Raw genomic sequence first — 24,056 nt, 5'->3', positions numbered from 1 at the left:
TAATTGAGATTTTCCTTTTAACTTTCCGCTGTTTTGGAAAAAACTTTCTTCATTGAAATTGTTTTCGAATAAAAGGTAATTCGGATTCCCAAAAGTAAAATAATTCCTCCAATAATCATTTGGATTGTTATTTTTTCACCTATAAATAACCAAGCTAAAATAGAAGTCAAAACGGCTTGGCCCAGCAAACTCAAAGACACTCGTGTGGCTCGCATGTGTTGTGTGGCATAACTGAGCGATAACCAAGCTAATAGTTGGCAAACGACTGCCTGGACCAATAAGACCAGCCAGCCAGCATCGGAAAATCCAGAAAAAGGCTCTCCTAACATTAAACAGAGAATTCCTAGATATATACTTGAAGAGATTAGGCTGATAGTCATAAACGAAAGCACGTCCACTTTGGAAAGCACTTTTTTGCTGACCAGTAAGTAAATAGCGTATAAAATACCCGATAATACGGCTAAAAGGAAAGCGGTGTTAAAATTCAGTTCGATGAAAAACTGGAAACCAACCAGCATAATCATTCCGAATAATGAGACTAGAGTTCCAATCCAGAAATTAGTGGCGGGTTTTGTTTTTAAAAACAGAAACGAACCAATTCCCACCCAAAGCGGCGATAAATTAGTAAGCAGTGAAGCCTGAGTAGCGCTAGATTCTTGGATGGCAATATTCCAAACAGCAACATCTGAGGCAAATAAAATTCCGCAAATTATGGCAGGAATTAACAGCTTGATTGTTGGAAGCTTGAATTTTTTTGTAATAATGACATAAGGCAATAGCAAAGTTGCTGCAATTGCCATTCTATAAAAAGCCGAAATCAGCCCGGGAGTTAACCGAAGTTTTATCAATATTGGAAAAATCGAAATGCAGAGTATTCCAACAATTAAAGCTAATTGCGGCTTTTTTATTTTCATTTTATAATTTCCTTAATTGATTGTCTCTCCATTGGCAACGCCATCCGTATCGGGATTTACAAAAACCAACTTTCCTTCAGCATTCGTAGTCATCAAAATCATTCCCTGGCTTTCTACGCCACGAAGGTTTCTTGGAGCCAAATTCACTAAAACAGTCACGCGTTTTCCAACAATGTCTTCTGGTTTAAAGCTCTCGGCAATTCCAGAAACAATGGTGCGAACATCAATTCCAGTATCTACCTTCAAAATCAAAAGCTTGTTGGCTTTTGGCATTTTCTCTGCTTCCAAAATCGTTCCTGTACGGATATCCATTTTGGCAAAATCCTCAAACTGAATTAATTCTTTCTGAGGCTCTGCAACCTTATTCTCCGCTTTGTTCGCAGTTTTAGTTGCTTCTAATTTGTCTATTTGTTTCTGAATTTCTTCGTCTTCAATTTTTGCAAACAACAATTCAGCTTCGCCAATTTGATGTCCAGCCGGAATCAAATCAGAATTTTGAGCAATAGTATTCCAGTTTAATGGACTTTCTATTTTTAGAATTCTTGATAGTTTTTTTGCTGTAAAGGGCAAGAACGGTTCGCAAAGTGAACTCAACGCAGCTGCAATTTGCAACGCCACATACATTTGTGTTTGTACGCGCTCCGGATTGTCTTTGATGACTTTCCAAGGCTCTTCATCCGCCAAATATTTATTTCCTAAACGCGCCACATTCATCAATTCACTCAAGGCTTCACGAAATCTGTAACGCTCCAGAGAACTTGAAATCACAGCGGGATAGGCTTTTAATTCGGTCAAAGTCGCTTCATCCACTTCCGAAAGTTCATTGGGTTGTGGGACGATTCCGTTATAGTATTTATTGGTTAAAACCACGACACGGTTAATGAAATTCCCATAAATCGCCACCAATTCATTGTTATTTCTTGCCTGAAAATCTTTCCAGGTAAAATCATTATCCTTCGTTTCCGGCGCATTCGAGGTTAAAGCATAACGCAAAACATCTTGCTGATTCGGGAAGTCTTCCAAATATTCGTGTAGCCAAACTGCCCAATTTTTAGAAGTCGAAAGTTTATTTCCTTCCAAGTTCAAGAACTCATTTGCAGGCACATTGTCCGGCAAAATATAACTTCCTTCGGCTTTCAACATCGCCGGGAAAATGATGCAATGGAAAACAATATTGTCTTTCCCAATAAAGTGAACCAGTTTTGTATCCTGATCTTTCCAGTACGGTTCCCAATCTTTTCCTTCGCGCAAAGCCCATTCTTTCGTAGAAGAAATGTAGCCAATCGGCGCATCAAACCACACGTATAATTTTTTTCCTTCGGCGCCTTCAACGGGAACGTCAATTCCCCAATCGAGGTCACGAGTTACTGCACGAGGCTCTAACCCACCATCAATCCACGATTTTACTTGCCCGTAAACATTGGGTTTCCAGTCATTTTTATGTCCAACAAGAATCCATTCTTTCAAGAAATCTTCATAACGGTCCAAAGGCAAAAACCAGTGTTTCGTTGATTTCAAGATAGGAGTTTCTCCCGTAATTGTCGATTTTGGATTAATCAAATCCGTAGCATTCAGCGTAGAACCACATTTCTCGCATTGGTCACCATAGGCTTCTTCGTTGCCACATTTTGGACAAGTCCCAACCACAAAACGGTCTGCTAAGAATTGATCTGCTTTTGCGTCATACAATTGCTCGGTCACTTCCTCGATAAAATCACCTTTGTCATACAGTTTTCTAAAAAATTCCGAAGCCGTATCATGATGAATTTTAGCTGAAGTTCTGGAATAATTATCAAACGAAATTCCAAAATCAGAGAACGATTTACGAATGATTCCGTCATATTTGTCGATTACTTCCTGTGGCGTAATGCCTTCTTTTTTGGCTTTCATCGAAATCGCCACGCCGTGTTCGTCACTTCCGCAAACAAACAAAACGTCTCTTCCCTGCAATCTTAAATATCTGGAATATATGTCCGAAGGCACGTAAACACCCGCCAAATGGCCAATGTGAATCGGTCCGTTTGTATACGGCAATGCCGCTGTAATCGTATATCTTTTTGGATTCTGTATCATGATTCAATTTTATTGAGTGCAAAAATAAGCAATAGAATTTTTATTTGAAGCTATTTCCCGCTATCCGTTGCAATCTTTTTCAACGCTGTCAGGGTTTTGAACCCTGACAGCGTTTAGAAAAAGGATTTTCACTGCTATCGGGGCTAGGGAATCATGATAAAAAGAATGATTGTATAAAAACACAATTTGTTATCGTTGTGTTTTTAATGTGGCTTTTTTTATATTTGTAAACGTAATTAAAGTAGATATTAAATTATGGCAAAAGGACCCGAAAAAAATACCAAAAATAAGGCTTTACATACCAAATTGCTAAATCGAAAAAAGGCTAAACTTCAGGAGGAAAAAAAAGAAAAAGCCATGCGTTTGAAAGCTTTAGTTACAAAAATGAATCAGAAAAAGAGTAGTAACGAATCTGATGTCAGTTAAATGGTAACGCTAATCAATCTGTGCTAATCTGTGTAATCCGTGGCTAAAAAAAAACATTTCGATTCTTTACTATTTTACCCGAAATTTGCAGCACATATTCAAACACAAAACCTATGGAATTCGGTAGAATAATTATTTCAGAAACAGCAATGAACAGTGAAAATCTTCAAGATGTGATTCACTCTAATATTTCGGTAATCAACTTAATGCGTGAGGAAGGAGTTAATGATGATTTGATTCACGAAGATGCTTTGATGAGTTATTATTTAGATTATTATACGTCGCAATATACGGACGGGAATTTTGCTCAATTTGTATACAATTCGGGTTGGGATAAAGAACTAAACGAATTAATCGAAGAAGGTTTGGCATTAATTGGCGCCGAAAAACATTTGGAATTGTTCCAACAACAATCCAAAAAAGTAAAATTAATGAGCAGTGTAAAGCTGAATAAATTCCTGAAAGGAAAATTGGAAGGCGTAAATCCTATCCGAGATTTGCTCAACAACGACACTTTTTTCGAAATAGAAGAGAACCTGGTTACGTTGAATGCTACTTTTTTAAAAACCCACCCAGATTTTGAAGTCCTTTCTGTAGACGACATGTTTGCAACCATAGAAGAATTTGTGGGTCATGAGATTAAAAGAGAGTAATTTAAAGTCAAAAGTCGCAAGTCTTATAAGTCTCATTCTTATTGCGTTTAGTTGGTTACTCACTTTATTCTATTGATTGTAAATCACATGCAATAATAATCGGGCAATAATCGGTGCATTTGACATTAAGACATTAAGACTTGCGACTTTTGGATAAACTTTCCCTCATTTCTATCAAACATTTCCTTAAATTTGCTTCCATTATTATATAAGTTAGCGTTAAAAAAATCAAGCTATGTTACAAATCGCATTTATTAGAGAGAATCAAGAAAAAGTAATCGCCGCTTTGGCAAAGAGAAACATCGATGCTACAAGTGTTGTTGAAGAAGTGGTACAACTGGATGAAAGACGTCGCGCTACGCAAGTGGAGTTAGACGGAATTTTATCCGAATCTAATAAATTATCCAAAGACATTGGCGAATTGATGAAAGCTGGCGAGAAAGCTAAAGCCGCAATTCTAAAAGAAAAAACAGTTTTAAATAAAGAAAAAAGCAAAAAATTAGCCGAAACGGCTGATGTACTTGCCGCAGAACTTTTAGAAAAATTATATACGTTACCCAATCTTCCTGCTGATATTGTTCCTGTTGGAAAAACGCCGGAGGAAAACTTAAATGTTTTTGAAGAAGGGGAGATTCCAGTTTTGCACGAAGGCGCACAACCGCATTGGGAATTGGTAAAAAAATACGACATCATCGATTTTGAGCTTGGAGTAAAAATCACGGGTGCAGGATTTCCGGTATATAAAGGAAAAGGAGCACGATTACAACGTGCTTTGATCAATTATTTCTTGGATAAAAATACTGCTGCAGGGTATAATGAAGTTCAGGTTCCACACATGGTAAACGAAGCATCTGCTTATGGAACGGGACAATTGCCAGACAAAGAAGGGCAAATGTACCATGATAAAACCGATGATTTATACTTAATTCCAACGGCTGAGGTTCCAGTGACGAATTTGTTTCGTGATGTAATCCTTAACGAAAATGAATTGCCAGTTTTAACTACGGCTTACACGCCTTGTTTCCGTCGTGAAGCAGGTTCTTATGGAGCGCACGTACGTGGATTAAACCGTTTGCATCAATTTGACAAAGTCGAAATTGTTCGTGTAGAGCATCCGGATAAATCATACGAAGCTTTGGACGGAATGGTCGAACATGTAAAAAGTATTTTGCAGGAATTGAAATTGCCTTACAGAATATTGCGTCTTTGTGGTGGCGATATGGGTTTCACATCAGCTTTGACGTATGATTTTGAAGTGTTTTCTACGGCGCAAGATCGTTGGTTAGAAATCAGTTCAGTTTCTAATTTTGAGACTTTTCAAGCGAATCGTCTGAAATTGCGTTTCAAAGATAAAGACGGAAAAAACCAATTGGCACACACCTTAAACGGAAGCGCATTGGCTTTGCCAAGAGTTTTGGCTGGAATTTTAGAAAATTACCAAACTCCTGAAGGAATCGTAATCCCTGAGGTTTTACGTCCGTATTGCGGGTTTGATATTATAAACTAAAAATTTTAACATATAAGTCATATAAGTTTTTTGCAAAATTCTAAAATGAAGATGATGCAAGTCTTATATGACTTATATGTTTAAAAAATAGATGTTTGACGAAACAAATTGCAATTAAAACAATGAAAAAACTCTTTCTACATATTACCCTGTTTTTTTCATTGGTTTGTTTTTCGCAAAACGAACAATTAGCGCAGTATTATTATGACAAAGGTGATTTTGAAAAAGCGAAAATCAGCTATGAAGAGTTACTGCAAGATATTCCGTTAAATTCACAGTATTTTTTAAGAATAATAGATTGTTCTCAGCAATTGCAACAATTTGATAGTGCCGAAAAAGCCATTCAAGAACGACTTGAAAAATACAATCAAAGTAATCTTCTGGTGGAATTAGGGTATAATTTTCAGTTGCAAAAAAATGATGCCAAAGCCAAAATTTACTACGAGCAAGCATTAGATCGAATCAGAAAAAATCCAAATGAAGTCTACGGAATTTCAAACGCTTTTGAGAGAAAAGTGCTGCTCGAATACGCGCTAAAATCCTACCAAACCGCTACAGAATTGGAACCGAATTTTAATTTCAATTATCAAATAGGATTGCTTTACGGTCAATTGTCTAATATGGAAATGATGATTTCCACTTTTCTGGATGAAGCATTTGCGAATCCTCAGAATTCTATTAGAATCCAAAATCAACTGGTTCGTTTTATGGTAGACGAAGGTGACGCAAACTTCAATGAAATATTACGAAAAGCATTGATTTTAAGAACCCAGAAAAATCAAGATCTCTTTTGGAATCATTATTTGAGTTGGTTTTATGTACAGCAAAAAGAGTTCGAAAAAGCTTTTATTCAGGAAAAAGCCATTTACAAACGCAATCCGGAATCGCTTGCCAATATTGTAAATTTAGGACAACTTGCCATTGAAGAAGAGAATCAGGAAGCGGCTAAAGAAATTTTGGGCTTTGTATTGGAAAACACACAAGATTTAGAATTGCTTATCCAAGCGAATTCTTATTTGGTAACCATGAAAATTGAAAAAGCGTCCGAAAATGACTTTGCAACCATCAGCACGGAATTAGACGGTTTGTTGAAACAATTTGAAATAAGTCCTTTTACCTTATCTTTGCAGCTGATTCAGGCACATTTTACGGCTTTTAATTTAAAAAAACCGGAGGAAGGAAAGGCAATAGTCAAGAGAGCGCTGGAATTGCAATTGAATGATTATGAAGTGGCTAATGCCAAAATGGAACTGGCAGATATTTTGCTGTATGAAGAAAAATTCAACCAGGCTTTAATCTATTATTCACAGATTGAATTGGATTTGAAGAATGATGTAATGGCGCATGAAGCCAGTTTGAAAGCCGCAAAAACAAGTTATTTCAAAACTGATTTTGCGTGGGCTTTGAAACAATTCAAGGAATTGAAATCAGCCAATACGCAGCTGATTGCGAATGATGCTTTGGAATATTTTCTGTTAATCAACGACAATACCGTAGCCGATTCGACACAAACGGCTTTGAAGCAATTTGCAAAAGGAGATTATCTGTTGTATCAAAACAGGAATCAGGAAGCGGTAGCCCAGTTTCAATCGATTTTGAAAAACTATAAAGGACAGGAAATAGAGGCCGAGACCTTGTTGCGATTAGGGAAAATATACGAAAAGAAAGGTGATTTTGCTTTGGCTTTAAGCCAATACCAAACGATTATGGATCAGCATAGTGACGGAATTTACATCGACGAAGCGTTGTATTTTTCGGCAGAAATTTATAACAAGCAATCGTTACCTGAAAAAGCAAAACCATTATATGAAAAGGTGTTGTTCAATCATCAGGACAGTATTTATTTTGTGGAAGCAAGGAAGAAATTCAGGCAATTGCGAGGCGATACTAATTTATAAAATGGCAATATCAATGTCAATATCAAAATGCAAAACACGATTACAAATAGAATCTGGAGAATAGAACAGATAGTTTCTTTAAAGTCTTAATACTTAATTCTCTAATCTTAATACTTTTAAATAATGATATTATACAACGTTACCACAAACATACATGAAAGCGTTCACGATCAATGGATGATTTGGATGCAACACAAGCATATTCCCGAAATTCTGGCTACAGGGAAATTCTCTTCGGCAAGAATGGTACGGGTTTTAATTGAAGAAGAAATGGGCGGAGTAACGTATTCGGTTCAATACGCAACGGACAGCAAAGAAACTTTGGAGAAATATTATCAGGAAGATGCACCGGCTTTTCGCGAAGAAGGAGCGAAATTATTTGGAGACAAAATGCTCGCTTTTAGAACAGAATTAGAATTGATTGCAGATTATTAAAAAAGTGTTCAGTGTTCAGTTTTTTAGTGATCAGTTAGAAATCTGCGAATCTTGAAGTTGTAGTTTGCGACTTCAAGTTGGATTGAAAATAATATAATTGGAGGTCACAATTTGCGACCTCCGATTTAAAAAAAATATAAATACGCTTTGTGTCTTTGCACCTTAGTGGCAAAACAAAAATATAAAAACACTTTGTGCCTTAGTGCCTTCGTGGCAAAACAAAAAACATGGAAAAAGTAACAGCCAAAAAACACCTCGGACAGCATTTTTTGAAAGATGAAAGCATCGCAAAAGACATTGCCGACACGTTGAACTTAGAAGGATATGATGATGTACTGGAGATAGGTCCGGGAATGGGCGTTTTGACAAAATATTTGTTGGATAAACCGGTGAACACGTACGTTATTGAAATCGATACGGAATCAGTGACGTATTTGGACCAAAATTATCCAAAATTAAAAGATAGAATCATTTCTAAAGATTTCTTGAAATACAATATCAACGAAATTTTCGAAGGGAAGCAATTCGCTATAATTGGGAATTTCCCGTATAATATTTCGACACAAATTGTTTTTCGAGCTTTGGAATATCGCGATCAGATTCCGGAATTTGCAGGCATGTTCCAGAAAGAAGTGGCACAACGTATTTGCGAAAAAAAGGGAACAAAAGCCTATGGAATTCTGTCGGTTTTAGTTCAGGCTTTTTATGATGCGGAATATTTATTTACGGTAGATGAGAATGTATTTATTCCGCCACCAAAGGTAAAATCGGGAGTTTTACGTTTGCGCAGGAAGAAAGATTACAGTTTGCCTTGCGGCGAAAAATTGTTTTTTACCGTAGTGAAAACAGCTTTTCAACAACGACGTAAAACGTTACGAAACAGTTTAAAAACCTTAAATTTGTCGGATAGTTTGAGAGAAGATGAAATTTTCAACCTTCGACCAGAACAATTAAATGTAGAACAGTTCATAGAACTCACCCAAAAAATAGAAGCCGATGGAGTTTAAAATCAGCAAAGAATTAATTCAGGAATTAGAGCAACTCATTCAAAATAAAAACGACCAGCAACTGGAAGTGTTATTGAATGATATGCACCATGCTGATATTGCTGAAATTCTGGATGAGCTTGATTTTAATGAAGCGACCTATATTTTTAAAGTATTAGACAGTGAAAAAACCGCCGAAATTCTTCTGGAATTGGAAGATGATTTGCGGGAAAATATATTAAGCAGGCTTTCGGCAAAAGAGATTGCGGAAGAATTAGATGAGCTGGAGACGAATGATGCAGCTGATATTATTGCGGAGCTTTCCAAAGATTTGAAAGCCGAAGTAATATCAGAACTTCAGGATGTTGAGCACGCCAAAGATATTGTTGACTTATTGCGTTATGACGAAGATACCGCAGGTGGAATCATGCATAAGGAATTGGTTAAAGTCAATGAAAATTGGAATGTGCTAACGTGTGTAAAAGAAATGCGTATTCAGGCCGAAAATATCTCCAGAGTCCATTCTATTTATGTGGTGGATGATGAAGACCGATTGAAAGGGCGTTTGTCCCTTAAAGATTTGTTGACCACTTCTTCCAGAACACCGGTAAGTGATGTTTATATCCGAAAATTAAACTCCGTAAAAGTAGATACCGAAGATGTTGAGGTGGCCCGAATCATGCAAAAATACGATTTAGAAGCCATTCCTGTCGTGGATGAAATGGGACGATTAGTAGGAAGAATTACCATTGATGACATTGTGGATGTAATCAAGGATGAAGCCGATGAGGATTACCAGTTGGCAGCAGGTATCTCGCAAGACGTTGAAGCAGATGACAGTATATTTGAGCACACAAAAGCACGGCTACCTTGGTTAGTTTTGGCTCTTTTAGGTGGTTTTATCTCCGTAAAAGTACTGGGTTTGTTTGAAGGAGCGATGTTCGAACATGGGAATTTATTCTTTTTCACGCCACTTATTGCCGCAATGGCAGGAAATGTTGGGGTGCAATCATCGGCAATTATAGTACAGGGTTTGGCTAACAATACGTTGAGCGGATCCTTGTTTAATAGATTGGTAAAAGAAGTGTCACTGAGTTTATTAAACGGAGTGATTCTGGCTACGATATTATTTTTAGGAAGTCATTTTCTGTTGAATGTCGAATTCATCATTGGAATTATTGTCACTATAGCATTGGTTTCTGTAATTATTATTGCCTCGTTAATAGGGACTTTTATTCCGTTATTGCTGGATAAATTTGGCATCGACCCTGCTTTGGCAACCGGACCGTTTATCACTACCAGTAATGATATTTGTGGAATTCTGATTTATTTTTCGATAGCAAAAATGATTTTAGGATTTTAATAATTAAATAATTTTAGAAGTGAAAAAAAATAAAAAACGAATCTATACATACAGCAAGCCAATAACTAACTAACACTTCCCATATTGTCTCCCTCTCCTCCCGATAACTATCGGGAGGAGAGGGTAAGGGTCGGGGAGAGGAAAACCACAACCAGCATGAAAGTACACATCATTGGCGGAGGAAACTTAGGCGTTTCTATCGCATTAGGACTATCAAAATTTTCACCAGAAAACCAGGTTACCATAACCCGAAGAAACACATCCAGCATTCTGTATCTTGAAAAATTGGGCGCTACAGTTTCTACTAATAACATCCATCAGATTCAGGAAGCCGATGTCATTATTTTGACCATAAAACCATACCAAGTAGATACCGTTTTAGCCGAAATCCTTCCTGTGATTTCCAATAAAATCATCGCTTCGGCAGTGAGTGGATTGTCCATAGAAAATTTACAAAACAAAATCGGTACTTCTAATAGTGCGATCCGAATCATGCCCAATATTGCGGCACAGTTTGGTGCATCAGCCACCTGTATTGCGTTTCACGAAAAAGACAAAGAGAAGGCACAAGACATAGTTTCTCTTTTTCAGAGTTTGGGAACTGCTCCTATTATTGACGAAAAATTGATGGATGCAGCAACCGTTCTTGCGGCCAGCGGAACCGCTTTTGCGTTGCGTTACATTCGGGCTTCAATGCAAGCCGGAATCGAAATAGGATTTGACTGGCAAACCGCATTAGCCATCTCTGCACAAACCGTAAAAGGCGCTGCCGAAATGCTGCTGGAAGAAAAAGTACATCCGGAACAATTAATTGACCGTGTCACCACACCACAAGGCTGTACCATAGCGGGATTGAACGAAATGGAAATGCACGGATTCAGTTCGTCCTTGATACGAGGAATCAAAACGTCATTGAAACAAATCAAGGGATAAGCCTCATTTGGGCGTGCCCCCATTACAAAAAAGGGTCTTCTCAGCTAACCGTTGAGAAGACCCTTTTTTGTAATGCGGTCTGGCTATCCGCGCTACTTCGGTAGCTTGCTTTTATCCCTCACGCAAACGCGATTGGTATTGTGTTCGGTTTTCTATATCTGCAATCATTCGTCATAGCTTTGTTTATAAAATCATTTTAGAAGATCTGTTTGTTTTTAAGTAATTTATAATCAAAACCTTAGTATTGCTGTGTCTTTAAAACATGCGTATATTTACAGTTGTCTGCAATGCACATACGAAGCAAAATACAATATTGTGAAATTGAAAGTAAAATGAAATCACATGAAAAAAGTAATACTAATTCTCATCACATTTCTTTTTGTATCCTATAATGGTTATTCTCAAAAAGTGTTTGACACGCATATCCATGGAGAGACAAATCCTGATATTCAAATGCAACAATTAGAAACTTCTGGTGTTTACAAAGCTGCAATCAGTTCTTCATGGGATTTGCAAAATACGTATCGAAATAAATTCAAAATGGAATTATTACATGGATTAATGTTGCCATGTCCAAATGGGAAAGTACCATATAGTAATCAGCTTTGCTTTTCAAACGGAAAGGAATTACCCGACATTAAATGGGTAGAACAGCAAATTAATGATGGCAAAATTGATTTTATAGGGGAGATATTAAGCCAGTATTATGGGATTTCCCCATCGGATAAATTGTTATATCCTTATTATGCGTTAGCAGAAAAATACAATCTGCCAGTTGGCATTCATACAGGATTAGCAGGTCCAAATCATGGATGCCCAAATTTTCGAGTGGGTTTAGGCAGTCCAATCTTAATGGAAGATTTAATACTGAAATTTCCGAAATTAAGAATTTGGATTATGCATTCTGGTTATCCTTTTATCGAGGAAACAGTTGCTATTATGAGCGTTTATTGGAGTGTATACACAGATATTTCTGTTATTGCAAATCCTGACAATATTCCTTACAAAGATTTTTACACCACAATGAAAAGATTAATAGATGCCGGTTTGGAGAACAGATTGATGTTTGGATCCGATAATGGAAATGTCAAACAAGTGATAGAGTCTGTAAATAAACTTGATTTTTTATCTTCGGAACAAAAGGAAAAAATATTTTATAAAAATGCTGAACAATTTTTTGAAAAATCTAAAAAAAATTAGAAAACATTAGCGCCAACAGTTTGAATAGATTTGGGTATTAAGCTTAATTTGAAATTGATTTTAATTATATTTATTCAATGGTGTTATTTTTATTTAGCGGGTTTCAAATTAAATTTCAACCATAAAAAACCAATGGTTCCCGCAATAAAGGAAGCAATCAAAATCGCAATTTTAGAATACGTAATCACTTCTTCTCCGTCGTTTTTAAACGCAAGCAATGTGATGAAAATAGACATGGTGAACCCTATTCCACCCAGCATTCCTGCTCCAATAATGCTACTCCACTTTAGGTCTCTTGGTAGGCTGCAAATACCTAAGCTGACTGCCAGTAGTGAAAATAACCAGATTCCCAATGGTTTTCCCACAACAAGCCCTAGCATAATTCCAATCGTGTTGGGGTGATTCAATCCCTCATGCCAATCTGAATTTATGGCAATGCAGGTATTAGCTACGGCAAACAAAGGAAGAATAAAGAATGCTACCGGTTTGTGTAAAAAATGCTGTAATCGATACGAAGAAGTTTTTTTGCCTCCATTTCCAAACGGAATTACAAAGGCCAATAATATTCCGGTTATCGTCGCGTGAACACCTGAATTTAGCATAAAATACCACATCGCAGCACCACCAATCAAATAGGGGAAGAGACTGTGTACTTTTCTTCGGTTCAGGATAAATAAGCCACCCATAATGGCAAAAGCAATAAACAAATTCACATAAGCAATGGTGTCCGTGTAAAATATGGCAATTACCATAATAGCACCTAAATCATCGATCACGGCAAGCGCAGTCAAGAATACTTTGAGCGATGTAGGTACGCGATTTCCTAAAAGTGATAGGATTCCAATAGCAAAAGCAATATCAGTCGCCATAGGAATTCCGGCTCCATTTTGTGTGATAGTTCCAAAATTTAACAGTAAAAAGATTCCGGCAGGAACAACCATTCCGCCTAATGCACCAAAAATAGGTAGAGCCGCATTTTTAATACTGGATAATTCTCCTTGGTACATTTCACGTTCTAACTCTAAACCAATTAAAAGGAAGAAAATAGCCATTAGGCCGTCATTGATCCAATGCGTGATGGAATGGCTGCCAATATTGGTTTCCCAGAAGGCAATATATTCGGTTTGAATGGGTGAATTGGCTAATAAAAGAGAGAGTATTGTTACAAAAAGTAATAAGAGTCCACCGGCTTTTTCGCTTTCAAAAAAAGCGTTGAAGGTTTTCGTTAATTTCATTTTTTGGTTTTCATTTATTATAATCATCCGATTTATAATAAAAATTAAGAATGCTAATTTACGATTTTAGGAGCTAATTTCCTCTGATAAAACAATAAACCGTAATTTTTTTGTTAATTTGGAGGATCAAAAATATAATAATTATGGATATCAAAATCCTTCATATCGATAGCAATAGTTCCTTACTTTGGGATCAATTGCAGCATTCTGGATTTATAAATCACAGCGATTTTACTTCGTCAAAAGAGGAAATTGAAGCCAAAATTCAAGAGTATCAGGGAATTGTTATCCGAAGCCGATTCAAAATTGACAAGGCTTTCTTAGACAAAGCCACTAATTTAGAATTTATTGCACGCGTTGGGGCAGGATTGGAAAGTATCGATTGCGACTATGCAAAATCCAAAAACATTACGCTTATCGCTGCTCCGGAAGGAAACCGAAATGCCGTTTCCGAACATACATTGGGAATGATTTTATCCCTTTTTAATAAATTGAACCAAGCGGATAGCGAGATACGATCAGGGCATTGGAACCGTGAAAGCAACCGCGGCCATGAACTTGACGGAAAAACAGTGGGGATTATTGGTTACGGAAACATGGGAAAATCATTCGCCAAAAAATTGCGTGGTTTTGATGTGGAAGTCCTTTGTTATGATATTCAGGAAAATGTAGGTGATGTAAATGCGAAGCAGGTTTCATTAGCAGAATTTCAGCAAAAAGTGAATGTAGTAAGTCTTCACATTCCTTGGACCCCCGAAACGGATAAAATGGTTGACAGTGATTTCATCAACGGATTTTCCAACCCCTTTTGGATCATAAATACCTCTCGCGGCAAGAATATTGTCACTGCTGATTTGGTTACGGCCATGCAATCCGGTAAAATTCTCGGTGCTGGTTTGGATGTTTTGGAGTATGAGAAATTGTCTTTTGAAACCCTTTTTCACGATAAACACACACCGGAGGCTTTTCAATATTTGTTGAAAGCTAAGAATGTGATTTTGAGTCCGCATATTGCCGGCTGGACATTCGAAAGCCATGAGCGATTGGCGCAAGTTATAGTTGATAAAATAAAAGCAAAGTATTTTGGTCAAGCCAAAGAAGCGGAGTCGGAGAAACGGGTTACGGGAATTGGCGGTTTCTTTTTTAAATCAAAAAATCCGAAAGAACTGGTAACTTGGTACGGAAAACACTTGGGTCTAAAAACGGATCAATATGGATCTACTTTTTGGTGGAAAGACAAAGATGGGAATGATTGTTCTACCCAATGGTCGCCATTTGCGGATGATACCAATTATTTTGCGCCAAGCGAGAAACAGTTCATGCAAAACTTCAGAGTGGATGATTTAGAAAAATTATTGCAAAAATTATCGGATGAAGGTGTAACAATTGTGGGTGATATGGAGTCTTATGAGTATGGAAAATTTGGATGGGTTCTTGATAGCGAAGGAAATAAGATAGAACTTTGGGAACCAATCGATACAGCATTTCAATAAATTTTTATATTTTTAATCACTGAAAAACAATCTTACAACAATCAACCAATCTATGGAAAACTCGAAACATGAAGAATGGAATAATCCACGACCAGTTCAACAAGACAATAAAAAAATTGCAGCAGGGTTGCTTGCTATTCTTTTGGGACCTTTAGCGATTCACAAATTTCTTTTAGGGTACACTTCAGAAGGTATCATATGGTTGGTGATTAGTTTATGCACTTGCGGAACAGTAACCGGTTTACTAGGACTTATTGAAGGTATAATATATTTAACAAAATCAGATGAAGAGTTTTACCAGACCTATCAAGTTGGTAAAAAAGGTTGGTTTTAAAACATAAAAAAATCCCGTTCTTAGAACGGGATTTCTTTTTTTATTTCAATTTGGTATCAATCTTCTTTATCATTTAATTTTCGTTCCAGTTCAGCCTGAAACTCTTCCATTACGGGCTTCATGGTGCTTTCCGGAATATCTGCAATTCGGATGTACATTAATCCATCAACAGCATTGTTAAACAACGGATCGACATTAAAAGCGACTACTCTTGCGTTTTGTTTGATGTATTTTTTAATCAAAACCGGTAAACGCAAACTTCCTGGCTCCAGTTCATCAATAATTTTATCAAACTTATTCAAATCCGATTCGGTTTCATTAAAAATGAAATCTTTGTCGGCATCTTTCAGTTTTACTTTATACGCTTTCTTTGGGTGCACGTATTGTGCAATGTACGGATCGTAATAATTTGACTTCATGAATTCAATCATCAGTGATTTTGAAAAATCCGAAAATTGATTGCTGATACTCACGCCGCCCAATAAAAATTTATGTTCCGGGTAACGTAACGTCGTGTGGATAATTCCTTTCCAAAGCAAGAAAAGCGGCATTGGTTTTTGTTGGTATTCTTTGATGATAAAAGCGCGACCCATTTCTATGGATTTGTGCATCATATCATGTAATTCTGGTTCAAATCGGAACAAATCATTGAGGTAAAAACCGTCCATTCCGTATTTTGGATAAATTTGAGAGCCTAATCCCATTCGGTATGCGCCGGCAATTTTCTTTGCTTCGTCATCCCATAAAAACATATGACTGTAATACTGGTCAAATTTATCTAAATCGATAGATTCATTGGTTCCTTCTCCAACTTCGCGGAAAGTAATTTCTCGAAGTCTGCCTATTTCGTGCAGGATATTTGGAATTTTAGCAGCTTCAGTAAAGAAAACTTCGTAATTTTTGCTTTGTAAAAGACGACAATCCGTGCTTCTTAAAGCGTCCACTTCGGCAATCATTTTCTCGCTATTGGCAGGAGTAACGATTTTCTTCGGACTTTTAGGAAGTTTTAAATTCGGGGTCGTCAGTAATTTGCTTTCTTTTTCGAAAGGATTGGCCAGCATGTATGTTTTCTTTCTCAAAAACTCCGAATATTCCTCTATCGTTGCGTGTTCATTTTGTTCATTTACGGAAATAGCTTTACCAATACGTACTTTTATCACACGATGTTTCTGGCTGAACACTTCCGAAGGCAGTTTTGCCGTTCTAAAAGTGCCGCTTATTTTCGAAAGTAAATAAAATAATCGACTGTTTTTGGCATGGAAATAAATAGGAACAACAGGAACTTGGGCTTTTCTGATTACTTTAATAGCACCTTCTTCCCAAGGTTTATCCACCATTAATTTCCCGTCTTTATACGTAGAAACTTCTCCTGCAGGAAACATCCCTAACGGTTTTCCGTCACTTAAATGACGCAGCGTTTCTTTAATTCCCACTACGCTTGACTTAGCATCCCTGTGATTTTCAAAAGGATTCACAGGCATGATGTATTTCTTGAGAGGCTCAATTCGATGCAAAAGAAAATTAGCGATAATTTTGAAATTAGGTTCTCTTTCGAGCATTAATTTCAATAATAGCACACCGTCAATTCCTCCCAACGGATGATTTGAAATGGTGATATAAGCACCCTCTTTTGGTAAACGTTTTAAATCCTCTTCCGGAATTTCGAATTTTATTTGTAAATCATCTAATACGCCATTTAAAAACGCAAGGTCTTTTAAATGTTTATTTCTGTCGTATACTTTGTTTAAGGTAGAAATTTTTAGCACCTTCATTAACATCCAGCCAGAAAAAGTCCCCAGAACTCCGTACTTGTCTGCATTTATTGCTTTTGCAACTTCTTTCGCGGTTACTAAACCCATGTATTTTTTGTTTTTTTAGAGCAAGAAACAAAGATAGCAAAAAACTCCATTTTCTCTATTTTTCTGAATCAAACTTCTACTTTTTTGTTACATTTGAAAATCAAAAAAAAATTTAATGAGAATTATTTCATACAACGTAAACGGAATCAGAGCCGCCATTTCAAAAGGATTTATTGAGTGGTTACAACAAGCAAATCCGGATATTATTTGTCTTCAGGAAATTAAGGCAACCGAAGACCAAATCCCGGTAGAAGATATCGCAAAAGCGGGCTATCCATACCAATATTATTATTCAGCAACCAAAAAAGGCTATAGCGGCGTGGCTATACTTTCAAAAATCAAACCCAATACTGTCGTTCATGGAACCGGAATTCATCACATGGATTTCGAAGGAAGAAACCTTCGTGCTGATTTTGATGGATTTTCAGTGATGAGTTTGTACCTGCCTTCGGGGACAAATATCGATCGATTGGGCCATAAATTCACGTTTATGGATGATTTTCAAAACTACATCAACGAACTCAAAAAAGAAACGCCAAACCTAATTATCTGTGGCGATTACAACATTTGCCACGAGGCAATCGACATTCATGATCCTGTCAGAAACAAAAATGTATCCGGGTTTTTACCGCAAGAAAGAACTTGGCTCGATGGATTCATGAAGTCCGGATTTGTCGATAGTTTTCGCCATTTCAACAGTGAGCCGCACCAATATTCGTGGTGGAGTTACCGCGCCGGAGCCAGAGGAAACAACAAGGGTTGGCGCATCGATTACAATTTAGTCAGCGATTCTTTAAAACATAAACTCAAAAGAGCCGTTATTTTATCAGATGCGGTGCATTCGGATCATTGCCCAATTTTGGTAGAAATCGAATAACGTTTTCTGGAGCTATCCCGATAGCTATCGGGACCCGCTATCCGTTGCAATCTTTCTAGTCCTGAACTTGTTTCAGGATCCTGAAACAAGTTCAGGACTAGAAAGGATTTTCACTTTTATTGGGGCTAGGGCATTCGAATACAATTTGAATTTTTGCTTTCAAAACAACTATAGAAACAACATAAATACAAACAAAAATGATTAAAAGAGTTTCCATCGGATTATTAGTATTGGCGCTTTCAACCTCCTGTGTATCCAAGAAAATATACAACGACTTAGAAAGTAAATTCACCGATTTAAAAAAAGAAAACAGAAGCTTAGCAGATGAAAATGCCGATTTGCTAAAAACTAAAAATCAATTAGAATTAGACCGCGACGGTTTAAAAACTGATTTGAGCAAATCCAAAGCAGAGCTGGATAAATTGAAAGCAGATTACGCCGCGGCTCAAAATAAATTCAAAGTTTTGCAGGATTCTTACGCCGCTTTAGAAAAAAATAGCAGCGACGCTTTGCAAAGTAACATGAAGAAAAACCGTGATTTGCTGGATCAATTGGACGAGAAAGGAAAAGCATTGGCATTAGAACAAGAGCGTTTGAACAAAAGCGGGCAACGTTTGCAAGAATTGGAAGATTTGATTGCTGCCAAAGAAGCCAGCATGAAAAAACTAAAAGAAACCTTGTCTAAAGCCTTGAACAGTTTTGAAGGAAAGGGCTTGACAGTAGAACAAAAAAACGGGAAAGTATATGTTTCTATGGAGAACAAACTACTTTTCAATTCCGGAAGTTGGGCTGTAGGTTCCGAGGGGAAAAAAGCAGTAATCGAAGTAGGGAAAGTTTTGGGTGACAACCCGGATATATCAGTTCTTATTGAAGGCCATACGGATGATGATGCTTTCACAGCTTCAGGTCCAATTGCGGATAACTGGGATTTATCAACTAAAAGAGCGACAGCAATAGTTGCTATTTTGAGCGAGAACAAAAAAATTAACAAACAAAATCTAACGGCTGCCGGAAGAGGAGAATTTTCACCATTGGCGAGCAATGCAACCGTAGACGGGAAAGCGAAAAACCGTAGAATCGAAATAATTCTAACGCCTAGATTAGATGAAATTGCCGAAATGTTGAATGAGATAAATTAAGTTTCAAAGTTTCAAAGAAATAAAGGTTCAGAGTGTATGCTTTGGACCTTTTTCTTTTACCGCAAATTCGCAAATTTCATCTGCTGATTGAAGGTTTTTAATTGGCGAATTCGCGGTTTTATTTTTTTAAATATCTGATTTAATCTTAAATAAACGTTTCTCAATTTTCTGTTAACTGTAAATCTAAACAACAAACTAATTTTATCTTTGTTTTCGAAAAATAAAATACAATTTCCTTAAAAATGAAATATACTACTTTACCCAATACTGATGTGAAAGTCAGCAAAATTTGCCTTGGAACCATGACTTTTGGGCAACAAAACACTGAAGCTGATGGTCATGCCCAAATGGATTATGCTTTAGAAAACGGAGTCAATTTCTTTGATACTGCCGAGATGTATTCGATTCCATCACGCGAGGAAACTTATGGAAGTACAGAGAAAATCATTGGAACCTGGTTTAAAAAAACAGGCAAAAGAGAAGAAATAGTTTTGGGATCCAAAATTGCCGGACCCAATCCAAATTTTGGTTACATGAGAGAAAAATTAGATTTCTCACCAGCCAGTATCAAGTTTGCATTGGATCAAAGTTTACAACGCCTGCAAACGGATTATATTGATGTGTACCAATTGCATTGGCCGGAACGCAAAACCAATTATTTTGGACAACGCGGTTTCAAAGTGCAGGATGATGCATGGGAAGATAACATTCACAATGTTCTCGAAACATTAGATGGTTTTGTCAAAGAAGGAAAAATAAACCACATCGGACTTTCTAATGAAAATCCTTGGGGAATTATGCGTTTTCTGGAGGAAAGTAAATACAACAATCTGCCAAGAGTAAAAACGATACAAAATCCATATTCGTTATTGAATCGTCTTTTTGAAAACGGTTCCGCTGAAATTTGCCTGAGAGAAAATGTTGGTTTATTGGCGTATTCACCGATGGCTTTTGGTGTTTTGTCTGGTAAATTCCTTACTGGAGAAGAGCATCCAAATGCCAGAATCAAGTTGTTTCCGCAGTATTCCAGATACAACAGCGCACAAAGTACCGAAGCTACTCGATTGTATCAGGAAATTGCTAATAGAAACGGACTGACTTTAACAGAATTGTCTTTGGCATTCATAGCCCAACAGCCGTTTGTAACCAGCACGATTATTGGCGCGACAACATTGGAACAATTAAAAGAAAACATGGATACGATTCAAGTATCACTTTCGGATGAAATTTTAAAAGCTATTGATGAAGTACAAGCTGTGATTCCTGATCCGGCACCATAAATTAAGAAACCCTGTCAGAGTTCTAAACTCTGACAGGGTTATTTTTAAGAATTAAAGATCAAATTCATCATCAACGGCTAAGGAATCCACTTTTATTTGCGTTGAATCTTGTACTTTGAATTTGATAAAAGATTTTGCAGGTCCTGAAATCAGTATGGGTAAGGACTTGTAAATAGTGTCTTCAGGAGTCAAAAGCCCTCTTCGGAACATAATATTCGTTAAGAACGACTCTTGTTTTATCGCAAAATCTTTCAACATCCCTTGATCGTTGAACTGATACATGAATTTTTTAGGACTTGGAATAATTCGGGCGAGATACAAGCATTCGTTCAGCGATAATTCCGAAGGTGTTTTTTGGAAGTAAAACTGACTTGCTTCGCCAATTCCATATACATTTGGACCCCATTCGATAATATTAAAATACACTTCGAGCATGCGTTCCTTACTCACAATCCTGTTGTTTTCCAGAATGTAAACCAGTAAAATTTCCTCCAGTTTGCGGGATACTGTTTTCTCCCGACTCAGAAAAGCATTTTTTACTAATTGCATGCTGATGGTACTGGCGCCACGGGAGAATTTTTTGGTTCTTATGTTTTTGACTATGGATTGTTTGAATGCTTCGCTGATGAAACCACGATGCGAAAAGAAAGAAGGATCTTCAGTTGTCAAAACCGACTTTCTTAAATACGGTGAAATTTGGTATAGCGGCGTATAATTTGGATTGGCTGCGCCAACTAAAACCGGGCGTTGCAACACATTTTTTATAAGTGCCCGATACACAAATTCGCCATTGAGTTTGTTGAGATTGGCTTTGCCGTATTTTGTTATTTTTAGATTTTCTTTCTTCAATTTACTGTCAAAAACCAGCTGATTGGGTTTGTTTTGGTTGAATGCAAAATCCAATTTGTAATCAAAAGTACCATTCGCTTCCATTCCCTGAAAGTGGGTAAATAAACCGTCAGGAAGCGAAGTGATAAAGTCCTGCGCTTTCATTTTTGGAATGGATACTTTGAGTTTGTAAATCGTGTCTTTTTCCGTTTCGTAAGCCACGTAGGGATGAAATTTTATTTTATTCAACTGAACCGTTGAGCTGCTGTCAATAGAAATAAAATCAGAGCCCAATAAAAATCGGTAATCAAATTTGGCATTCTTAAGGATAACATCTTTACTGGCAATTTTTGGGTGGTTGATTTTTAAATTGGCAATAGCCATAAACCCATCAATATGCAATTCGTCGCCGTCTCTATCTATGTTTTGAATATTTAATCGGATAGAGTCAAAACTCGATTTCAGGTTGAAACGCTCGTCTAAATACGGCATTTGGATTGCGCCCGTATCAATATTTACGAAACGAATATCGGCTTTTTTATTTCTTGGATCGGCAAATCCTTTGATTTTCCATCGTTGTGAAATCGTATTGGTTTGAACTTGAATAGAGGTTTCGAGTTGTTTGTTGACCAATCGCAGTTTTTGGAAATTGATGGTTGCTTTTTTCCCGTTATCATTGAGTCGAAAAGACAGATTGTCCAGAATCATATCCGTCGGGACTAAATTCAGTGCTTTTGAGATGATTCTATAGGCAAACTGGGCGTAATCTTTTTTCTCGTCGCGAATTTCTGTTTGATTGTCTTTTTTTAGAAAAGCATCAAAATTTCTCACTTTTCCTTTTTTTACTAACTGGACAAAACCGTTCTGGACTTCTAAAGTTCCAAGCTGAACATCGCCCGTTATGAGATGCCATAAATTGACACTGGTTTTTAATTTTTGTATTTTAAAAAGAGTGTCTGCATTTTTTGGAACCAGTATTATTTCGGTAAGATTCAGTCCGGACAAGCCGTCAAAAGAAGCTTTTTTTATCGTGAAAGAACTGTTGTAATCCACTTCCATTTCATGGGAAACTTTTGCTATTGTTTGTTGTAAAACGGCATCTCGAAATATATAAAAAGCAATAATTATAGTGACAAATAATACAAAAAGTATTTTTGCCGCTAGAATTAGTTTTTGTTTTCCGGTTTTCATAAACAGTTTAATAAGTAATACAATCTAAAATACAATACGCTTGGAATCTCGGCCATAAAGAAAAGGAAAATAATACTAAAGGAAAGATTTTTATGGTTTTCTTTAGTATTTTGATTGTGGGAAATGATTTTTTTAAATAAAAAAACTACAACCTGTAAAGCGTTGTAGTTTCTAAATTATGGTATAGCAGCTAAATTAGTTTTATGGCTTTGGTTCTTTATACTCAAACGGGTTATAAAAGCGTCTTACTTTTTCCACAATCTGGTTTAAAGTCATTTTGTCTGCTGTTTCCACTGCTTTTAGTTTTCCGGGTTCAATTAAATGATCCGTCATTAATTTTTGTTCCAGTTTAGTTTTGGTTTGTGCTGGACCAAAAACAATAAGTTCATCCGATTTTTTCACATAGGAGAGTACTGATTTTATAAAATAATCTAGTTCTTGTTTTTTTCGATCATCAAATTTTTTGTCACTATTGCCATGATGAACTCCTGAGAAAGTTCCTTTATTACCTTCGTCATTATGATGTACACTGTTTTCGACATCAGAATCTATTTCGGTAATTTTTTCTGTATCACCATCAAGAGCAACAATTATTGCTTTTGAGGAGTCTATCCAAATGCCAGTTTGTCTTTTCATGTCTTTGCTATTTTAAATTAAAGTAGATTGTTTGTATTCCATTTTTATTGCAACAGAATCGCACTCAGTTGACTTATTAGAACGTGTTCTGATTTATTTTTTCTTGAAAATGAAGAAGCTATAGCGTTGGCAGTTTTTAGAATTAAGGCATTAATCTCAGAAGCGAACAAGTGTTGATGCTCTTCTCTGAAAATTTTAAAGTCTGGCATCACTTGTTCAAATTCCCATTCATTGGCAACAAGCCAGTCAAAAACAATTTCGATTTCATAAGCGGTGTCATCACCAAATTCATTGAAACTATTTTCCAGCGGAAGCCATTCCGTTTTTATGATTTGTTTGAGTTTTTCGATTTCTTCTTCACGAATGGTTTTGTCTGTGGCCGCGATAGAATAGAACACTTTGCCTAAATGTTCGTATAAATGAGTCATGGTTTGGTGTGATGGTTTCATTTCTATTTTCGTAAAGTATTGCTAAACATAAATTTACGAAAAATAATGAATCTCTTTCCTGATTTGTTGTTTTTATTTAAAATAAGAAATATTTAAGGTAAATCGAGGAAACAGAAAAGTATTATATGAAAGTCCGTTACTAATACCAATATTTAATTTTGTGATTCCTCCTTTACAGAAATGACAAAGCAGCTAAATGTTATTCATAAGATGTAGCTTGGTACAAGTAACCAGGTCAAACGTATTAAAAATTGAACCACATAGATTCTGTGTTGATTTCCAAATAAATCTATATTTTTTTTATACTTTTGTTTTTAAGTCAGTCATAGAACTAGACTCTATAGCGT

21 protein-coding genes and 1 pseudogene are annotated in these 24,056 nt (G+C 36.6%); 15 read left to right on the top strand and 7 right to left on the bottom strand.

The window, feature by feature from the left end:
• Positions 1 to 17 precede the first annotated feature (17 nt).
• Both ACNQGX_RS16650 and metG read right to left on the bottom strand, forming a co-directional pair.
• Positions 18 to 914 carry a DMT family transporter gene (locus ACNQGX_RS16650; protein WP_417978124.1) on the bottom strand — a complete coding sequence of 299 codons (897 nt, stop codon included), beginning with the start codon at positions 912 to 914 and terminating at the stop codon, positions 18 to 20.
• Between the two features lie 12 nt (positions 915 to 926).
• Positions 927 to 2,987 (bottom strand): methionine--tRNA ligase, encoded by a 2,061-nt coding sequence (metG, locus tag ACNQGX_RS16645; protein ID WP_417978122.1) that lies wholly within the window; start codon positions 2,985 to 2,987, stop codon positions 927 to 929.
• Between the two features lie 255 nt (positions 2,988 to 3,242).
• Between metG and ACNQGX_RS16640 the strand changes: the two genes are divergently transcribed.
• The 9 genes from ACNQGX_RS16640 (at position 3,243) to ACNQGX_RS16600 (ending at position 12,388) form a co-directional block, all read left to right on the top strand.
• Positions 3,243 to 3,413 (top strand): hypothetical protein, encoded by a 171-nt coding sequence (locus ACNQGX_RS16640; RefSeq protein WP_417978120.1) that lies wholly within the window; start codon positions 3,243 to 3,245, stop codon positions 3,411 to 3,413.
• Positions 3,414 to 3,526: 113 nt separating this feature from the next.
• The gene (locus tag ACNQGX_RS16635) at positions 3,527 to 4,066 is read left to right on the top strand and encodes a DMP19 family protein (RefSeq protein WP_417978118.1); all 540 of its coding nucleotides are present in this window, start codon (positions 3,527 to 3,529) and stop codon (positions 4,064 to 4,066) included.
• 235 nt (positions 4,067 to 4,301) lie between these two features.
• Entirely contained in the window at positions 4,302 to 5,573 is a 1,272-nt protein-coding gene (gene serS, locus ACNQGX_RS16630) for a serine--tRNA ligase (RefSeq protein WP_417978116.1), read from the top strand.
• A gap of 122 nt (positions 5,574 to 5,695) precedes the next feature.
• A complete protein-coding gene (locus tag ACNQGX_RS16625) occupies positions 5,696 to 7,471 on the top strand; it encodes a tetratricopeptide repeat protein (protein ID WP_417978114.1) in 1,776 nt (591 codons plus the stop codon).
• Positions 7,472 to 7,594: 123 nt separating this feature from the next.
• Positions 7,595 to 7,906 (top strand): DUF4286 family protein, encoded by a 312-nt coding sequence (locus ACNQGX_RS16620; RefSeq protein WP_417978112.1) that lies wholly within the window; start codon positions 7,595 to 7,597, stop codon positions 7,904 to 7,906.
• Between the two features lie 227 nt (positions 7,907 to 8,133).
• The gene (gene rsmA, locus ACNQGX_RS16615) at positions 8,134 to 8,913 is read left to right on the top strand and encodes a 16S rRNA (adenine(1518)-N(6)/adenine(1519)-N(6))-dimethyltransferase RsmA (RefSeq protein WP_417978110.1); all 780 of its coding nucleotides are present in this window, start codon (positions 8,134 to 8,136) and stop codon (positions 8,911 to 8,913) included.
• Entirely contained in the window at positions 8,903 to 10,255 is a 1,353-nt protein-coding gene (gene mgtE / locus ACNQGX_RS16610) for a magnesium transporter (RefSeq protein WP_417978108.1), read from the top strand. The genes rsmA and mgtE overlap by 11 nt, the downstream gene beginning before the upstream one ends.
• Positions 10,256 to 10,411: 156 nt before the next feature.
• Positions 10,412 to 11,188 (top strand): pyrroline-5-carboxylate reductase, encoded by a 777-nt coding sequence (gene proC / locus ACNQGX_RS16605; protein ID WP_131914478.1) that lies wholly within the window; start codon positions 10,412 to 10,414, stop codon positions 11,186 to 11,188.
• Positions 11,189 to 11,530: 342 nt separating this feature from the next.
• Positions 11,531 to 12,388, top strand: coding sequence for an amidohydrolase family protein (locus ACNQGX_RS16600; RefSeq protein ID WP_417978106.1), 858 nt, complete (start codon positions 11,531 to 11,533; stop codon positions 12,386 to 12,388).
• 89 nt (positions 12,389 to 12,477) lie between these two features.
• On the opposite strand, the gene nhaA is transcribed toward ACNQGX_RS16600, so the two are convergent.
• Positions 12,478 to 13,623, bottom strand: coding sequence for a Na+/H+ antiporter NhaA (gene nhaA, locus ACNQGX_RS16595; protein WP_417978104.1), 1,146 nt, complete (start codon positions 13,621 to 13,623; stop codon positions 12,478 to 12,480).
• A gap of 143 nt (positions 13,624 to 13,766) precedes the next feature.
• Here nhaA and ACNQGX_RS16590 point away from each other — a divergent pair.
• The 3 genes and pseudogenes from ACNQGX_RS16590 to ACNQGX_RS16580 all read left to right on the top strand — a co-directional run.
• A pseudogene (locus tag ACNQGX_RS16590) lies at positions 13,767 to 14,705 on the top strand (2-hydroxyacid dehydrogenase); the annotation flags it as partial.
• On the top strand, positions 14,679 to 15,116 hold the full coding sequence (locus ACNQGX_RS16585) for a VOC family protein (protein ID WP_417978147.1): 438 nt from the start codon (positions 14,679 to 14,681) through the stop codon (positions 15,114 to 15,116). The pseudogene ACNQGX_RS16590 and the gene ACNQGX_RS16585, both read left to right, overlap by 27 nt.
• 52 nt (positions 15,117 to 15,168) lie before the next feature.
• A complete protein-coding gene (locus ACNQGX_RS16580) occupies positions 15,169 to 15,450 on the top strand; it encodes a TM2 domain-containing protein (RefSeq protein WP_131914474.1) in 282 nt (93 codons plus the stop codon).
• Positions 15,451 to 15,506: 56 nt separating this feature from the next.
• Here the strand turns inward: ACNQGX_RS16580 and ACNQGX_RS16575 are convergent, their stop codons facing one another.
• Positions 15,507 to 17,309 (bottom strand): GNAT family N-acyltransferase, encoded by a 1,803-nt coding sequence (locus ACNQGX_RS16575; RefSeq protein WP_131914473.1) that lies wholly within the window; start codon positions 17,307 to 17,309, stop codon positions 15,507 to 15,509.
• 115 nt (positions 17,310 to 17,424) lie between these two features.
• Here ACNQGX_RS16575 and ACNQGX_RS16570 point away from each other — a divergent pair, with 115 nt between their 5' ends.
• The 3 genes from ACNQGX_RS16570 (at position 17,425) to ACNQGX_RS16560 (ending at position 20,605) form a co-directional block, all read left to right on the top strand.
• Positions 17,425 to 18,186, top strand: a complete 762-nt coding sequence (locus ACNQGX_RS16570) for an exodeoxyribonuclease III (RefSeq protein WP_417978102.1) — start codon at positions 17,425 to 17,427, stop codon at positions 18,184 to 18,186.
• A gap of 197 nt (positions 18,187 to 18,383) precedes the next feature.
• The gene (locus tag ACNQGX_RS16565; RefSeq protein WP_417978100.1) at positions 18,384 to 19,325 is read left to right on the top strand and encodes an OmpA/MotB family protein; all 942 of its coding nucleotides are present in this window, start codon (positions 18,384 to 18,386) and stop codon (positions 19,323 to 19,325) included.
• Between the two features lie 242 nt (positions 19,326 to 19,567).
• Positions 19,568 to 20,605 carry an aldo/keto reductase gene (locus ACNQGX_RS16560; protein WP_417978098.1) on the top strand — a complete coding sequence of 346 codons (1,038 nt, stop codon included), beginning with the start codon at positions 19,568 to 19,570 and terminating at the stop codon, positions 20,603 to 20,605.
• Between the two features lie 51 nt (positions 20,606 to 20,656).
• Here the strand turns inward: ACNQGX_RS16560 and ACNQGX_RS16555 are convergent, their stop codons facing one another.
• From ACNQGX_RS16555 to ACNQGX_RS16545, 3 genes are all read right to left on the bottom strand, one after another.
• Positions 20,657 to 22,624, bottom strand: coding sequence for a transglycosylase domain-containing protein (locus ACNQGX_RS16555; RefSeq protein WP_417978096.1), 1,968 nt, complete (start codon positions 22,622 to 22,624; stop codon positions 20,657 to 20,659).
• 201 nt (positions 22,625 to 22,825) lie between these two features.
• Positions 22,826 to 23,260 carry a hypothetical protein gene (locus ACNQGX_RS16550; protein WP_131914468.1) on the bottom strand — a complete coding sequence of 145 codons (435 nt, stop codon included), beginning with the start codon at positions 23,258 to 23,260 and terminating at the stop codon, positions 22,826 to 22,828.
• Between the two features lie 44 nt (positions 23,261 to 23,304).
• Positions 23,305 to 23,709 (bottom strand): hypothetical protein, encoded by a 405-nt coding sequence (locus tag ACNQGX_RS16545; RefSeq protein WP_417978095.1) that lies wholly within the window; start codon positions 23,707 to 23,709, stop codon positions 23,305 to 23,307.
• Positions 23,710 to 24,056 lie beyond the last annotated feature (347 nt).

The organism is Flavobacterium glycogeni (genome assembly GCF_048286775.1).
Classification (GTDB): domain Bacteria; phylum Bacteroidota; class Bacteroidia; order Flavobacteriales; family Flavobacteriaceae; genus Flavobacterium.
The sequence above is the reverse complement of the archived record's forward strand: the minus strand, read 5'-3'. Positions and strand labels throughout refer to the sequence as shown.